The 15,976-nt window shown below is 65.8% G+C and carries 12 protein-coding genes and 2 other RNA genes; 5 read left to right on the top strand and 9 right to left on the bottom strand.

Translation table 11 applies throughout. From position 1 onward, the window contains the following. Positions 1 to 22: 22 nt before the first annotated feature. Together FHT09_RS02280 and azu are read left to right on the top strand one after the other, a co-directional pair. Positions 23 to 1,225, top strand: coding sequence for a pyridoxal phosphate-dependent aminotransferase (locus FHT09_RS02280; RefSeq protein WP_104605065.1), 1,203 nt, complete (start codon positions 23 to 25; stop codon positions 1,223 to 1,225). Positions 1,226 to 1,316: 91 nt separating this feature from the next. Beyond that, the gene (gene azu / locus FHT09_RS02285; RefSeq protein WP_104605063.1) at positions 1,317 to 1,766 is read left to right on the top strand and encodes an azurin; all 450 of its coding nucleotides are present in this window, start codon (positions 1,317 to 1,319) and stop codon (positions 1,764 to 1,766) included. A gap of 344 nt (positions 1,767 to 2,110) precedes the next feature. Here azu and FHT09_RS02290 read toward each other — a convergent pair whose 3' ends face one another. Both FHT09_RS02290 and hemL read right to left on the bottom strand, forming a co-directional pair. Beyond that, positions 2,111 to 4,882 (bottom strand): LuxR C-terminal-related transcriptional regulator, encoded by a 2,772-nt coding sequence (locus FHT09_RS02290; RefSeq protein WP_104605061.1) that lies wholly within the window; start codon positions 4,880 to 4,882, stop codon positions 2,111 to 2,113. 464 nt (positions 4,883 to 5,346) lie between these two features. Further along, a complete protein-coding gene (gene hemL / locus FHT09_RS02295; RefSeq protein ID WP_104605059.1) occupies positions 5,347 to 6,636 on the bottom strand; it encodes a glutamate-1-semialdehyde 2,1-aminomutase in 1,290 nt (429 codons plus the stop codon). 307 nt (positions 6,637 to 6,943) lie between these two features. Between hemL and FHT09_RS02300 the strand changes: the two genes are divergently transcribed. Next, positions 6,944 to 10,120, top strand: a complete 3,177-nt coding sequence (locus FHT09_RS02300; protein WP_181141236.1) for a TonB-dependent receptor — start codon at positions 6,944 to 6,946, stop codon at positions 10,118 to 10,120. 908 nt (positions 10,121 to 11,028) lie between these two features. Here FHT09_RS02300 and thiE read toward each other — a convergent pair. Further along, positions 11,029 to 11,652 carry a thiamine phosphate synthase gene (gene thiE, locus FHT09_RS02305; protein WP_104605055.1) on the bottom strand — a complete coding sequence of 208 codons (624 nt, stop codon included), beginning with the start codon at positions 11,650 to 11,652 and terminating at the stop codon, positions 11,029 to 11,031. 23 nt (positions 11,653 to 11,675) lie between these two features. Between thiE and FHT09_RS02310 the strand changes: the two genes are divergently transcribed. Further along, complete coding sequence (locus tag FHT09_RS02310; protein ID WP_104536211.1) at positions 11,676 to 11,915, top strand: rubredoxin; 240 nt, start codon at positions 11,676 to 11,678, stop codon at positions 11,913 to 11,915. A gap of 62 nt (positions 11,916 to 11,977) precedes the next feature. Beyond that, positions 11,978 to 12,054: non-coding RNA, sX9 sRNA (locus FHT09_RS02315), on the top strand. A 104-nt stretch (positions 12,055 to 12,158) separates the two neighbouring features. Here FHT09_RS02315 and FHT09_RS02320 read toward each other — a convergent pair. The 6 genes from FHT09_RS02320 to ssrS all read right to left on the bottom strand — a co-directional run bounded on the left by FHT09_RS02320 (position 12,159) and on the right by ssrS (position 15,960). Next, positions 12,159 to 13,040 (bottom strand): SirB1 family protein, encoded by an 882-nt coding sequence (locus tag FHT09_RS02320; protein WP_104605053.1) that lies wholly within the window; start codon positions 13,038 to 13,040, stop codon positions 12,159 to 12,161. 40 nt (positions 13,041 to 13,080) lie between these two features. Beyond that, positions 13,081 to 13,530 carry a DUF192 domain-containing protein gene (locus FHT09_RS02325; RefSeq protein WP_104605051.1) on the bottom strand — a complete coding sequence of 150 codons (450 nt, stop codon included), beginning with the start codon at positions 13,528 to 13,530 and terminating at the stop codon, positions 13,081 to 13,083. 164 nt (positions 13,531 to 13,694) lie between these two features. Then, entirely contained in the window at positions 13,695 to 14,342 is a 648-nt protein-coding gene (rpiA, locus tag FHT09_RS02330) for a ribose-5-phosphate isomerase RpiA (RefSeq protein ID WP_104561307.1), read from the bottom strand. A gap of 99 nt (positions 14,343 to 14,441) precedes the next feature. Beyond that, on the bottom strand, positions 14,442 to 14,912 hold the full coding sequence (locus tag FHT09_RS02335) for an EVE domain-containing protein (protein ID WP_104605049.1): 471 nt from the start codon (positions 14,910 to 14,912) through the stop codon (positions 14,442 to 14,444). Continuing rightward, positions 14,909 to 15,499: a 5-formyltetrahydrofolate cyclo-ligase gene (locus tag FHT09_RS02340; RefSeq protein WP_104605047.1), complete on the bottom strand. Its 591-nt coding sequence runs from the start codon at positions 15,497 to 15,499 to the stop codon at positions 14,909 to 14,911. The genes FHT09_RS02335 and FHT09_RS02340 overlap by 4 nt, the downstream gene beginning before the upstream one ends. 276 nt (positions 15,500 to 15,775) lie before the next feature. Beyond that, positions 15,776 to 15,960: non-coding RNA, 6S RNA (gene ssrS / locus FHT09_RS02345), on the bottom strand. Between the last annotated feature and the right edge of the window lie 16 nt (positions 15,961 to 15,976).

A 15,976-nucleotide genomic window follows, 5' to 3' on the forward strand; every position in this document is an offset into this window, starting at 1 on the left:
TGTCGTCCTGCTGGAGGTTGTCATGAAAACTGCTCTATCGCGCCGCACGTTCCTGCGTGACTCCGCGCTGTTTGCCGGCGCTGCCGGTGCGAGTGCGCTGCCGCTGCTGGCCGGCGCCGCCGAACGCTCCGCCGCCATCGTGCCGACACCGGCGAGTGCGCTGTCGCCGGTGATGATCGGCTCCAACGAGTTTCCCGACGGCCCGTCGGCTGCTGCGGTCAAGGCCATCGCGCAGATCGCGCCGCAAGGCGGACGCTACCTGCGCGATGTGCAGATGGAACTGATGGAGACCCTGGCCGCCGAGCTGAAACTGCCGGTCACTCACCTGATGGCCTACGCCGGGTCCACCGAGCCGCTGGACTACACGATGCTGGCGTTCACCTCGCCCAGCGCAGCGCTCGTCACTGCCGATCCCACCTACGAATCCGGTTGGCGCGCCGCCACCCGCAATGGCGCAAAGCTGATCAAGGTGCCGCTGCGCAGGGACTTCTCGCATGATGTGCAGGCGATGTGCGCCGCCGACGCCAGCCCCGGCGTGATCTACATCTGCAATCCCAACAATCCCACCGGCTCGGTCACCGCGCGCAAGGATCTGGATTACGCACTGGCGCACAAGCCCAAGGGCAGCGTGCTGGTGGTCGACGAGGCCTACATCCACTTTGCGCAGAGCACCAGTAGCGTGGTCGACATGGTCGCCGCGGGCGAGGACGTGGTGGTGTTGCGTACCTTCTCCAAACTCTACGGCATGGCCGGCATTCGCCTGGGCTATGCGGCCGCGCGCCCGGACCTGCTGGCCAAGCTGATGTTCTACAGCGTCAACAGCCTGCCGGTGACCGCCGCCGCCGCAGGCCTGGCCAGCCTACGCGATCCCGCACTGGTGCCGCAGCGGCGCGCACGCACCGCGGCCACACGCAAGGACGTGATGGAATTTCTCGCCAGGCAGGGTTACGCCTGCACCGCTTCGGAGAGTAACTGCTTCATGGTCGACGTGAAGCGCCCTGCCGCCGGCTTCAAGGACGACATGGCCACCCATGGCGTGTTCATCGGGCGCAGCTGGCCGGTGTGGCCGACCTGGTCGCGCATCACCGTCGGCACCGACGCGGAAATGGCGCGCTTCAAGCAGGCCTTCGTGCAGGTGATCGCCGGCAAGCGCGGCCCATTGCCACTGCCGGACGCCACGGCCGCTGTGCATGACCCGATGGATACTTTTTTCCGGTATGCATGAGGCGTTACTCTGGCACTACCGGCGCATGCGAATGCGCTGGCGTGGACAGACGCAGCGTGCGTCGCGCATCCTTCAACGCAGGAGTGTTCCCTTGAAAGTGTTTTCGACAATTGCCGTGCTCGGCCTGGTGCTGCTGGCGCCTTCGGCATGGGCGCGCACCTGCGCCGTCACCATCACCGGCAACGATCAGATGAAGTTCGACCAGAGCGCGATCACGCTGGCGCCCGACTGCACGCAGGTGGACCTCACGCTCAAGCACTCCGGCAAGATGGCCGCCACGGTGATGGGGCACAACTGGGTGCTGACCAAGTCCGCCGACTTCCAGGCAGTGGCCAATGCCGGCATACGCTCCACCATTGCCGACAGCTATCTGCCCAAGGCCGACGCGCGCGTGATCGCACACACCAAGGTGATCGGCGGCGGCGACAGCACCACGGTGAGCTTTCCCACCAGCAAGTTGAGCAAGGGCGGCGACTACACCTTCTTCTGCTCGTTCCCCGGCCACTGGGCGATGATGAAGGGTACGCTGCATTTCGGATGAGGTGTCACGTGCCGCAGGTGCGTGCTATCGGCTACGCGAGTGACGTGGTGGAATGGAGGCGCGCTGTCGCGCCACGCTCACCTGTTCTCGTAGCCGGGCAGCTTCTGGATCACGAGCTAGACTCCCAGCTTGCTGTCGCATGCAGGGTTTACCACTGCTCCCGGCCGCCAAGCCCGTTGTATCGACGCGCGAAGGCGCGGTCGCTGGCGATCTGCGGGATGCTGAAGGCGGCAATCGTCAGCTCCATCCAGCACCGCCGATTCTCTGCGTGGAAGGCCAGCTCCCTGGTGTGCGAGCCAACGCCTTCGGCCATCACCACAGGCGCATAGCGCCGGCACCGGCGGTCAACCCGGCGCCGTCTCCGACCCGCCTGGCGGTGCCATTGCGCGCAGCAGTCCGCGTTGCGAGGCCTGCGCCAACGCGCCTTCGCGGCTGCGTGCATCGAGCTTGCGATAGAGGTTCTTCAAATGGAACTTGACCGTGTTTTCCGACAGGTGCAGACAGCGGGCGATCTGTTTGTTGGAGTACCCACGCGCCAGTTGCGCGAGCACTTCCAGCTCGCGCTCGCTGAAGATGTCGCCAGCCGGGTCCTCGTCACCGCTGAGGCGTTCGAGCAGGGCCTGGATGGTGAGTGCGCGGGTGGTGCCGCCGACGGTATGCGGGTCGTGTTGACGCAGCGAGCGCAGCATCGCCTTGGCCGGCAGGCCGAGTTCGACGATCGCCTGCCAGCTCTGCGTCAGGGCAACATGATCGAGCGCGCTGTACAGATGCGGTAGCGCTGCAGCCAGTTCGCCGCGCTGCTGCAGCACCAGGGCGATGCGTGCGCGGGTGCGCGCAAGATGGCACAGGTTGTCGTTGGACAGGCAGGCCTGTTCGATCTGGCCCAGGATGGTCAGCGCGGCGCTGCTGCGTCCGGCCAGCCGATGCCAGCGTGCCAGCGCAAAGCCCATCGCCGCGCGATCGCGCCAGCGGTGGGGCGAGCGCAGCGTATGCGCCAGTCCGGATTCGCCGCCGGTACGTGCGATCAGCACATCGATTGCGGCATTGCCCGGATGTTCCAGCAACAGCATCAAGCGCCACGCTGCGGCCAGCTCCGACAGCCGCGTAAGCTTGCGCCCGTGGGCAATCTGCTCGATGTGTTCGAGCAGCGGCAATGCGCTGCGCCCGCTGTGGTCGCGTACGCGCTCCAGTCCCAGCGCGGTGTCGTAGGCGGCGGCCAGCACATCCATGCTGCCGTCGTGCTGTTCCAGCAATTCCAGCGCCGGATGCAGCAGGTCGGCCGCTTCGTCGTGGTGGCCGCGTTCGTAATGCAGTTGTGCGAGCAGGCATTGGCCGGCCGCCTCCAGGACGCGATCCAGCTGCGGGGCGTGGGCGCAGCAGTTCAGGGCCTGTCGGTAACAGGCTTCGGCGTCGCTGAGCTGTCCGCGATAGAAAAAACTCTGGCCCAGCGCCAATAGCGCCTGGTTCGCGCCCGGTCCGCTGCCACCGCGCTGCATCGCATCGCGTGCGTTGAGAGCGTAGCGTTCGGCCACTGCAAAGGCGCCCTGCGCAATGGCAATGGTGGCACAGATGCACAGCAACATGCCACGGCCCAGATGGTCGTCCTCGTCCAGCGCGGCGGCTTGCGCGGCGATCTGGGTCAGGCCATGCGGATTGCCGCAGATCTCGTCGAGGCGGTCGCGCAACAGTGCCACCACCACCGTGTAGTCGCGCTGCAAGGGCTCGCGCAGCGCAGCCGGGAAGTCGCGGAAACGTTCCAGCAGCAGGCGCGCATGGCTGAACTCGCCAAGCTTTGCGTGCAGATGCGCCTGGGTGAGATTCAGCGCCGGGGTGTCGCGGATGGTGCGGTGTTCGAAATGCCGCAGCAGCGCGCGCACCGCGTGCGTGCCGTGAGTCAGCAACAATTGCCAGGTGCCGGCGCGCGCGATGTAGCTGGCTGCCAGATCGCCGCACTCGGCACGCGATGCGTGCCGCACCGCTTCGGCCAGGTGCTGACGATCGCCAAACCAGCGTGCGGCCCGTTGATGCAGTTGCGTGGCCTGACCGGGATGTTCGCGATCGAGCAGCTGCTGCAGGAAGTCGGCAAACAAGGGGTGATAGCGGAACCATTCGCGCTCGCCATCCATGGGTACCAGCAGGCCGTGGAAGTGTTCCAGCCGCGCCAGCAGGCGGCCGCTGTCGTCGCGCTGGCGCACCGCATCGGCCAGCGCTGCGTTGACGCGCTCCAATGGACTGGTCCGCAACAGCAGATCGCGCGTGTCTGCATCCAGATCGTTGATCACCTGTTCGGTCAGATATGCGGCAATCTGCGCACTGCGGCCGGAGAAACGCGCGGCCACTTCCTGTTGACGTTGCGCGCCGCCTTCCAGCCACAAGCGCGCCAGATGCAGCGCCACCGGCCAGCCTTCGGTGTAGCGCAGCAATTCGTCCACGACCGGTGCCGGTACCTGAGGACCCAGCAATGCCTGCGCTTCGGACTCATCCAGTGCCAGCTGCGCACTGCCGAGACGGCTGAGCTGCGCCTGCAGGTCCAGCCGCGCCAGCGGCAGTGCCGGCACGCGCCGGGTGGCCAGCAACAGGTGCAGACGTCCGCCGCCGTGTTCGACCAGGCGCAGCACCAGCTCGTCGACGATGCCGCTGCCGAGCCGGTCGTAATCGTCGAGAATCACGCTGATGCGCCGGGGCGCAGCGCTTAACGCGCGGATCAGCAAGGTCACCGCTTCGCGCGGATCCTGGTCGCGGTTGTGCAGCACCGCCGCACACAGTGCCGGATCCGCACCGGCGTACTGGATCGCCAACGCCAGATGGCCAAGGAAGCGCGCGGCATCGGCGTCCTCTTCGTCCAGCGACAGCCAGGACACCGCAATGTGGTCGTGCGCGCGCAGCTGCGCATGCCACTGCGCCAGCAGCGTGGTCTTGCCGAATCCGGGCGGTGCCAGCAGCAGGGTGAGTGGCCGGGCCTGGGCGTGATCCAGCGCAGCCAGCAAGGCGCCGCGCACCACAGCCCCGGCACGCGGCAGCGGTGGCTCCAGCTTGCTGGCAAGCAGCCAATCGGGAAGGGCGGAATCGCGCGACGGTGAGGGGCGCGGTGTGAGCAACGCAACAGGCTTGAGCATGAGGCGAGGGCGGCCCTGGCAAGCGTCGGCAGCGCGCCGGCTCGACACGCTGCAGATCGTGATGAAACAGCGGCGATGCAGATGGCGTCACCGTGACCGGCGACGACGGCAGATCGGCTGCTTCGAGGGTCCCCACCCATGCCCATCCGTGGACACCTTTCAGAAAGGTATGACAGCCACAAGACAAAAGCAAAGCGTGTCGCCGCGCCGCCGCCTGAATGCAGCAAGCGATGGCGCAGGGTGTGCGCAAGCGCCGGGCAGCAACCTAGTCCGTCCAGACGCATGAAGCCGGACGCGATGCCGGCGCCGTGCCTGTTCAGCGTCGGCGCGGACCTGGAAAATCACGTCAGGCATCGCCGATGGCGCGTGCCTCGCGGACCACCGCGAAGCACGCCTCGCTTTCACGCAACACCAGGTCTGCGTGCCCGAGCCACTTTGCAGGCAGCGCGACGTCTGAAGACGCCTCAGTGCGCCACTTCCGTAAATGCCTCGCGCGCGGCGGCCAGCGTGGCGTCGATCACCGCCGCATCGTGCGCGCTGGACATGAAGCCGGCCTCGTACGCCGACGGCGCCAGATACACGCCCCGCTGCAGCATCGCGTGGAAGAAACGGTTGAAGGTGGTGATGTCGCAGGCGGTGGCTTGCGCGTAGCTCTCCACGATGTCGTCGGTGAAGAACAAGCCGAACATGCCGCCGACCTGGTTGGTGGTGACGGCAACGCCGGCGGCGCGCGCGGCATCTTCCAGCCCCTCGCACAGCACGCTGGTGGCTTCGCTCAGGCGGTCGTGGAAGCCCGGCTCCTGCACCAGCTCCAGCATCGCCAGGCCAGCCGCCATCGCCACCGGGTTACCGGACAAGGTGCCGGCCTGATAGATCGGGCCGGCGGGAGCGATCTGCTCCATCAAGTCGCGCCGGCCGCCGTACGCGCCCACCGGCATGCCACCGCCGATGATCTTGCCGAAGGTGCTCAGGTCCGGGGTCACTCCGTAATGCGCCTGCGCGCCACCGAGCGCGACGCGGAAACCGGTCATCACCTCGTCGAAGATCAGCAGCGCGCCATGCCGGGTGCACAGCGTGCGCAGGTGCTGCAGATAACCGGCCTGCGGCGGAATGCAGTTGGCGTTGCCGACCACCGGTTCGATGATCACCGCTGCCACGTCGGCGCCGATCTCGTCGAACATGGCGGTGGCGCCTTCGAAGTCGTTGAAGGAGAGGGTGGCGGTCAGCTCGCTCAGGCCGGACGGCACGCCCGGCGAGGTCGGCACGCCCAGGGTCAGCATGCCGCTGCCGGCCTTGACCAGGAACGAGTCGCCGTGGCCGTGGTAACAGCCTTCGAACTTGATGATGCGGTTGCGACCGGTGGCGCCGCGCGCCAGGCGCACCGCCGACAGCGTGGCTTCGGTACCGGAATTGACCATGCGCACCATCTCGCAGGACGGCACCAGCCGACGGATTGTCTCGGCCATGGTGACTTCGGCCGCGCATGGCGCACCGAACGACAGGCCGTCGCGGATCGCGCGCTCCACCGCTTCGCGTACCGCGGGGTGATTGTGGCCGGCAATCATCGGCCCCCACGAACCCACGTAGTCGATATAGCGGTTGTCGTCCACGTCGTACAGATACGGGCCGTCGGCGCGCGCCACGAAGAACGGCTCGCCGCCGACCGACTTGAATGCACGCACCGGTGAGTTGACGCCGCCGGGCAGCAGCGTCTGTGCCTGGGCGAACAGGGCGTGGGAGCGGGTGTGGTTCATGCGCGCAGATCCTTGAATGGTACCGATTGGGGGCGGCGCTGCCCGACTGCAGGCGGCGCACCCGCCATTGTCAGGCTTGCGGCCCCCGTCCGCCTACCCACCAGGTGCCTGCCTACCCGTCGGAGCTGACGGGTAGGGCGATACGGCTGCCTATGATCGAACGGGAGGGTATCGACGGTTTGGCATGAGCAAATGACCCGCAGTCATTGGTCTCCTGCGGCAGATGTTCAGAGAGTGTGATTCCGGTAGCCATTGGCGCCGTTCATTTTTGTCGCGTTGCCGACAGTTCCAGACTTGGGGAGACAGCATGAACCGTAGTATCCAGAAGCGTGCGTTGGCGTTGGCGCTGGTCGTGGCCATGGGGAGCGTCCACGCGCAGTCCACCAGCGGCAGCATCGTCGGCAGCGTGGGGCAGAGCAGCGGCACCAGCGTGCTGGTGGAAAACAACAGCGGGTTCAGCCGCGAAGTGCCGGTGGATGCGCGCGGCCGGTACACCGCCGGCAATCTGCCACTGGGCACCTACAAGGTCACGGTCAAGCGCGATGGCGCGGTGGTGGAAACCCGCGAGAACGTCGCGATCACCGTCGGCGCCAACACCGACGTCTCGTTCGCGGCCGCCTCGGGGAGCAGCATGCAGACCCTGGACAGCGTCACCGTCACCGCCGCAGGCCTGACCACCATCGATGTCAGTAGCGTGGACACCCGCACCGTGGTCACCGCCGAGCAGCTGCAGCAACTGCCGCTGGGCCGCACTGCCGAAGCGATCGCGCTGCTGGCACCGGGCGTGGTGGTCAACAGCGGCGGCTTCGACAATGGCCCGCTCGGCGGCTCGCTGCCCAGCTTCGGTGGCTCGGCCGCCAGCGAAAACGCCTATTACCTCAACGGTTTCAACACCACCACCATCAGCAACAACCTGGGCGGTCTGACCTTGCCGTATGGCGCCATCGACCAGCAGGAAATCTTCACCGGGGGCTACGGCGCGCAGTACGGCCGCGCCAATGGCGGTGTGATCAACCAGATCGGCAAGCGCGGTACCAACGAGTGGAAGTTCGGCGCGGCGGTGATCTGGGAGCCGAACGGCCTCAAGGCCAACCAGCGCGACATCTACTGGCGCCCGGACAGCCAGGGCAGCACGACCAACAACGCTGCCTACCGCTACGCGCGCTCGGCCAACGGCCTGTATCAGCCGGCCAGCGAGGCCGAAGCCAACCAGACCACCTACAGCGCCTACGTGGGCGGGCCGATCATCCAGGACAAGCTGTTCTTCTTCCTGGCCGCCGAACAGGTGGATTCGGACGGCGTACGCGTCGGCACCAATCGCGACACCGACAACGGCCGCACCGGCGGCCTCACCGATTACGACTACAAGCAGAAACGCTGGTACGCCAAGGTGGACTGGAACATCACCGACAACCACCTGATCGAGCTGACCGGCGCCAGCGACGAGGCGGAGACCAACGGGTCGATCTACCGCTACGACTACGTCAATCGCCAGCGCGGCAGCTATTTCACTGACGAATCCACCTGGAAGACCGGCCCGACCCTGTTTACCGGCAAGTACACCGGCTACCTCAGCGACAACCTCACCGTGACCGCGCTGTACGGCAAGATGAAAACGCCCGACGAGTTGACCCCCTTCAACTACGACGCGGCCGGCGGCCCCGTCATCAACAGCGCCGCGCTGCAGAATCCGGCCTACACCGGCGGCACACCGCGCATCGGCAATCAACTGGTCACCTCGGTCAGTTCACCGGATCGCGCATACAAGAAAGACAATCAGCGCCTGAATCTGGAATGGCGCCTCGGCCACCACACCCTCAACTTCGGTATCGACAACCAGAAGTCCGAAGGCATCGACGTGGGCTCGGTGCTGTCCGGCCCCGGCTTTGCGTGGACCTACGGCCAGACCAACGATCCCTACGGGCTGGAAAACAATGGCCTGATCAGTCAATCTGCCAACGAAGCCGGCGGCATTGGCGCGCCGAGCCCCGGTTTGGTCGATCCCGTCAACGGGGCGAGCGGCTATTACGTGGTACGCAATATCAATACCAGCCTGTACTCCTACGAGGCCAAGCAACGCGCGTACTACATCGAAGACAAGTGGCAGGTCACCGACAACCTGCTGTTGAGCATCGGCCTGCGCAAGGACGAGTTCACCAACTACACCCCGTTCGGCGACCCCTATATCGAAGTGGATAACGCCTGGGCGCCGCGTCTGGGCTTCAGTTGGGACGTCAACGGCGATTCCAGTCTGAAGGTGTTCGGCAACGTCGGCCGTTACTATCTCGGCCTGCCGCTGTCGGCAGTGAGTCTGTTCACTCCGGCCACCACCACCGATACCTACTTCACCTACAGCGGCATCAACGCCGATGGCACGCCGATTCTCGCGCAGCAGCTGGGGTCGGCCGTGTCGGCCAACTCGCGCTTCGGCCGCATCGCCGATGTGCGCACTGCAGTGGTCAAGGACATCGAGGGCGAGAACCAGGACGAAGTCATCCTCGGTTTCACCAAGCAGCTGGAGACCGGCTGGGTGCTGGGCGTGCGCGGCACGCATCGCCGCCTCAATGCGGGTATCGACGATCAGAACTACGACGTCTCCAATACCGCATTGATCGCCGCGGCGGCCGCGCAGGGCGTGACCATCGACTTCTCGCAGGTCGCCGGTGCATCGTTGATCAATCCGGGCCAGACGAACACCTGGGGCGTGATCGGCACCGATGGCCAGTTCCATGAAGTGTCGGTGAGCCGCGAGGCTGCGGGTTTTCCGAAGTTCAAGCGCAATTACTCGGCAGTCGAGTTCAACCTGGAACGCCCGTTCGACGGCAAGTGGTATGCCAAGGTCAACTACGTCTGGTCGCATAGCTACGGCACCACCGAAGGTCAGGTGCGTTCGGACCTGTGGCGCAGCGGCGGCGCATTGGGCAGCTATCAGGGCCAGGCCTCGGTCTCCACCACGCAGAGCTGGGATCACGCGGCGCTGATGGAACACTTCAACGGCGATCAATCCAACGATCACCGCCATCAGCTCAAGTTGTTCGGTTTCTACCAGTTCACTCCGCAATGGGGTGCGTCGGCCAACTTCAGCCTGATCTCGGGCGCGCCGCACAATTGCCTGGGCAACTACTACGGCGACAACTACACCGGCACCGACCCGGCTGGCTACGGTGGCAGCGCGATCACCGGCGGTCCCTACCACTACTGCTACAACCCGGAGACCGGCACCGGCGTGGCGTCGCCTCCCGGCTCGCAGGGGCGGCTGGGCTGGATCGCGCAGCTCGACATGGGCGTGACCTACAAGCCGGCATTCGCCGCAGGCAAGCTGGCACTGCGCTTTGACGTGTTCAACATCACCAACGAGCAGACCGCAACCAACATCTACCCGTTCTCGCAGCTGCCCGACAACACCACCAACCCGCTCTGGGATCAGGTGGTGGCCTACCAGGCGCCGCGCTCGGGCCGGGTGACATTGAGCTACGACTTCTGATCGCGCCAGATAACAAGGGCGGTCCCGGCAGCGACGCGTGATGGCACGCGTCGCTGCCGGGTTGTCTGTATGTCACGCCGCCCTTCGTGCGCGCTATTTGAGGGTTGGTTGCGCGAATGGATTGGTTTTAGAGCGGTTGATCTGCAGCTTGGCTGCGGGGCCCTTGCCCGCCCTCCATCGCGGGACACGCCGCAAGTACGTCCCTGTAGGCTCTTACGCGGCATCCATGCCGCGTAAGGTCCCGCGACGGTGGGCGGGCAAGGACCAGTCGAGATAGTGGGTGTGCATGGTTTTGGATAAAGCAACCGACTGACTTTCTGGTGGGGGTCCTCGCCGCGCCCTCTACGCTGTGAGTTTGCTGCGGGGTCCTTGCCCGCCCACCATCGCGGGACACGCCGCAAGTACGTCCTTGTAGGCTCTTACGCGGCATCCATGCCGCGTAAGGTCCCGCGACGGTCGCCGGGCAAGGACCAGTCGAGATGGTCGGTGTGCGTGGTTGCAAGCAGGGCATGGCGTGCGCTGGTCGAATCACTATGCGTCAACCAGCTTCCCGTCACCTTCCTATCGCAAGCCGGGCAGTGGACAGGCTTTCAACACGCGACCTGCAAACGTCTCATCTGCCACCGTAAGCCGAGCAACAAGCTCTCAAGAAAACAGCCGGCAAATTTCCTGGTGCGGTGTCCTTGCCGATTGCGAGCCTCTTGGCGGCATGGATGCCGCCAAGGGCCCTCCACGGACGGATTCACGGCGTGTCCTGCGAGCGGTGAGGGCACTGCGCCCTCGACCCACCTAGCTTTTGACTGCATCCAATAAACAACGCTTCGACTCGAGTCACGGTGTCTTGTGTCTTCGCTTGCGCGTGTCGCCGGTAACTTCTGTCGTCGGTCGTCGGTCGTCTGCCAGCTACGCTATCGTGCAAACCCGGCCCGATATGCCTGTACTGCTGCGAGCGGGTCCGGCGCGGCGTACACGCCGCTGACCACCGCAATCAACTCGGCACCTGCACTCACCAACTCGGGCACCTTTGCAGCCGCGATGCCACCGATCGCCACGCGCGGCACTCCCAGCGCTGCAGCTTGTTGCAGCAACGCAGGCGTTGCGCGACGTGTCGTTACCTTGGTGGTGGTCGGGAAGAACGCACCGAAGGCCACATAGCTGGCACCGGCCGCGACCGCTGCGCGCGCGCGAGCGATCTCGTCGTAGCACGACACCCCGATGATGGCCTGCTCGCCCAACAGTGCGCGCGCGGCGGCCGCCTCGCCATCGTCTTCGCCCAGGTGCACGCCCTGCGCGTCGACCTGTCGTGCCAGCTGCGCATCGTCGTTGATGATCAACGGCACGGCGTGCGCAGCGCAGGCCTGGCGCAGCGCGCTGGCCTGCTCCAGGCGCAGCGCCGCGGTGGCCTGCTTGTTGCGGTACTGCAGCCAGGTGACAGCGGGCAGCAGCGGCAAGGTGCGCGCGAGCAGACGCGCGGTGTCGGGTTCGTCGGGCGTGATGAGGTAGACGCCGCGGGCGTTGTGCAGGTCGGGCATGGCAGCGCTTCCGGAAGCGGTGGGTGGGATGGGACAATGCAGCCCCACCGTTGCGTAACCGCGATTATCCGATGAGCGACACATCCACGACCACCTACCGCACCTGGATGTGCGTCGTCTGCGGGTTTCTCTACCACGAGGCCGACGGCATCCCCGAAGAAGGCATCGCCCCGGGCACCGCCTGGCAAGACGTTCCCGACACCTGGACCTGCCCGGATTGCGGCGTGACCAAGGACGACTTCGAGATGGTCGAGATCGACTAAGAGCGGCTAACAAAACTACTGCGCCGCCGTCAGGGGCGGGCGCTGCAGTGCTCGGGATCGGCATGTACCACTCGTACACTCCGGTTCTGAGCGCGCTGTCCGCACTAACCTGACGACCGCTCGCTACGTTTTATTAGCCGCTCTAGTGCCTTGGCTGCTCAGTTGGGTCGCTGCGTTTTTCGCACCACAACATCGCCGGCACACGTTCGCATGGCGCCGGCGAGGGCCTCGAACGCTGTGTTTTCAGTGCGCGCGCGCGCGCTGACTGTTCAGCTCGACCAGATGCTCGTGCAGATTGGCCGCGTCCTGCGAACCGGGATTGAGCTGCAGATAGCGCGACAGATCGTGGCGTGCGCCGTTGCGGTGGCCCAGGTGCAGATAGGCCATGCCGCGGTCGCGTAGCGCCTCGGGCTGGTCCGGTACCAGCTTCAGGATGCGGTCGGCACTGCGCGCGGCGCGGTCCCAGTGTTCGGCATCGGCATAGACGCCGTGCAGATTGCGCAGGATGCGGATCAGGATCGCGCGGTGCGGCGCGGGGTCGAGGATCTGTGCCAGGGCGCGGTCGTCGGGAATCTCGCCACCCAGGTGCGGGCGCGCACGCTCGCGCAGCTCGTCCACGCCCAGCGGGCGGCCGCCGTTGAACGGGTCCATGACCAGCACGCCGTCGTCCACCGGCAAACGCACGAGGAAATGCCCGGGAAACGACACGCCCGCCAGCGGAATGCCCAGCCGGCGCGCGACTTCGATCTGCACCATCGCCAGCGAGATCGGGTTGCCCAGGCGGCGCTCGAAGACCTGGTTGAGGTAGCTGTTGCGCGGGTCGTAGTACTCGTCGTGATTGCCCGAGTAGCCCAGCTCGTCGAACAGATACCGATTGACCGCGGCCATCTTCAGCGGCCACAGGTCGATCGCCTCCACCTCGCGGCGCAGATGCTCGACGTGGCTTTGCACCAGCGTGTCGTACAGCTCGGCGTCCAGCTGCGGATACTCGTCACGCGCGATCAGCAGCGCGGTGGACATCAACGGCACTGCGTCGTCGTCCAGGCTGGCGAGCGCGGTCCAATGGGGAAGTGGGAGCATGTCGACCATGCTGCCAAGAGTGTCGGCAAGCGGCGCGTGGTTCAAGTCCGGTACTTCCTGACAGGAAAGGCCTGTCGCGTGAGATTCACTTGAGCTTTGGGATGTCCGGGCTCAGGGTCAGGCTGGCGCCGTCCTGCAGGCTGAGTTTGGCGGCCTGGCCGGCGTTGAGTTCCAGCACGTAACGGGCCGGGCGCTTGCTGGGGTAGGGCGGGCAGGCGTCGCCGGCCGAACACGGCGGCACGTCGCGCTGCTGCGACACCAGCCGGCGCTCATTGTCGAAGTACAGGATATCCAGCGCGATCTTGGTGTTCTTCATCCAGTACGCCAGCGGTTCCTGGCGGTCGTGGACGAACAGCATGCCGTGATCGTCCGCCATGGCATCGCGAAACATCAGGCCTTTGGCGCGGTCGGCATCGTTCTGCGCCAGCTCCACCTGGTAGCGCGTGCCGGCCAGTTCCACCCAGGTGCCGCCGCTGCTGGCGCAACCGCTGAGCAGGATCAACAACGCAAGGGTGAGGAGACAAAGACGGCGCATGCGGCATACCAGTGGACGGGGATGCCGCACCATCTGCCAAGCGGCTGCGTGCGTCAAGCTGCTGTGGTGCGTCGTCCCGGTCATCGCAGGTGACAGGCGTTCGGCCCGCTGTCGCTTCGCAACGCGGGCCGCAACGGCGCATGCGCGTGCACGCGCGCGGTCGCTCAGATCACCTGCGGCGGCTCGCCACCGACGATCACCACATCGGCCGGGCGACGCGCGAACAGGCCCACGCAGACCACGCCGGGAATCTGGTTCAGGCTGCGCTCCAGCGCCACCGGGTCGGTGATCTGCAGGTTGTGTACGTCCAGCACCACGTTGCCGTTGTCGGTGACCACACCATCGCGCCATACCGGCTGACCGCCGGTGAGCGCCAGGATCTGGCGGGCCACCAGGCTGCGCGCCATCGGAATCACTTCCACCGGCAGCGGAAATTTGCCCAGCACCGGCACCTGCTTGCTCGGGTCGACGATGCAGATGAAACGCTCGCTGGCCTCGGCGATGATCTTCTCGCGCGTCAACGCCGCGCCGCCACCCTTGATCAGGCAACGGTTCGGGTCGCACTCGTCGGCGCCATCCACGTACAGCGACAGATTGCCGGTGTGGTTGAGATCCAGCACCTCGATGCCATGGCGCCTGAGCTGCGCGCTGCTCTGCTCGGAGCTGGACACCGCCCCCTTGATGCGATGGCTGATGCGGCCCAAGGCATCGATGAAGTAGGCCACCGTCGAACCGGTACCGACCCCGACGATCATGCCGTCTTCCACGTAATCGATCGCTTTTTCGGCAGCCAGGCGTTTTGCTTCGGACATTTGGGGGCTCGGGATTGGGGAATCGGGATTGGGGAATCGCAAGAGCGGCTGGGCTGAGCCGGGATTTGCAAATCGCAAATCCCGAATCTCTACTCCCGGCTACTCCATCGCCAGCAACAGTTTCCATTGCGCGGCGGTGACCGGCAGGATCGACAGGCGGTTGCCGCGGGCGATCAGCGAGAAGCCTTCGCCCAGTGCGTCGGCCTGCTGCTTGATTTCGTCCAGTGCGATCGTGCGCTTGAGTTTGCGCTCGAAGGCCACGTCCACCAGTATCCAGCGCGGATCTTCGCGGGTGGCCTTGGGGTCGTGGTAGTCGGATCTGGGATCGAACTGGGTGTCGTCCGGGTACGCTGCGCTGGCGACCTTGGCGATGCCGACAATGCCCGGCACCTTGCAGTTGGAGTGGTAGAACAACACCCCGTCGCCGACATGCATGCCGTCGCGCATGAAGTTGCGCGCCTGGTAGTTGCGCACGCCGTTCCACGGCTCGGTGCCGACGCGCTCCAGATCATCGATGGAAAACGTGTCCGGCTCGGACTTCATCAACCAGTAGCGCTTGCGGGCAGTCATACGGGAACGGCGTCGTCTTTCAGGAAGGTGGCGTGTTCGGTGCAGATCGCATCCACTGCCACGTCCCACGACTTGGCGGGCAAGGCGGGCAGTTGCTGCGCGGCAAAGCCGACGCCGACCAGCCAGGGCGGCGGCGTGTGGCGGTGCCGGAACGCGAAGCTGCGATCATACCAGCCGCCCCCCATGCCCAGCCGCCGGCACTGCGCGTCGAAGCCGGTCAACGGCGTCACCACCAGCGCCATCTCCTCTGGTGCGAGCAGCTCGGTGCGTGCCACGTCCGGCTCGGGGATGCCGTAGCGGTTGCTGACCAGCCCCTGGCCCGGCCGCCACGGCGCAAAGCGCAAGACGCGCCCGTCCAGCACCGGCAGGCAATACCGTACGCCGGCCGGCAGGCTCAGTTGCCAACGGTGCAGCGCGATTTCGCCATCCATCGCCCAGTACCCGGCCACCGCACCGGTCTGCGGCGCGAACGGCAGCGCCAGCAGGCGCTCGGCCAGCGCATCGGCGGCGGCCAGTCGCTGCGCTGCCGGCAGGCTACGGCGCAGTGCGCGCAACTGCTGGCGCAAGGCGTCTCTGTCGTCGGTCATGGTGTCTCGCAGCGATAGGCAGAGGGATATTGTCGATGGCGTGGACGCCCCTGCCTAGCGGCGCGTGTGCCGACGGATCGCCCGCTCCGGCAAATCTCCCGCCGGTCGCTGAGCGCATGCGCATGCAGCGCTGGCGACGCTGTGCTTTGCGCACGCATGCATGAGGTCTTGTTGGCGCAGTCGTTGCAGCAATGGCGCGACCGGGCTGTGCGTGCGCGTGCCGTGCGCTGCAGACACACAAAAAGAAACGGCGCCCGAAGGCGCCGTTTCAGATTTGCATTCTCCGCCGTGAACGATGCGGGCGAAACGACCTTGAACCCGGGGTTCAAGTGGGGACGTTGTGAGGCCATCGGGCTTCCCGCTACAAGGCGGACTTGCACTCCCGGCTTCGTCGCGCCCCCGTGGTCGTAATTAAGGGACAAGGCGAATGTTTTGCACGCTGTCGTTTACAGCAGAGAACGCAGGTGAAGTATAGAC

The organism is Xanthomonas sp. CFBP 8152 (assembly GCF_014199025.1).
In the GTDB taxonomy this organism is placed as follows: domain Bacteria; phylum Pseudomonadota; class Gammaproteobacteria; order Xanthomonadales; family Xanthomonadaceae; genus Xanthomonas; species Xanthomonas arboricola_B.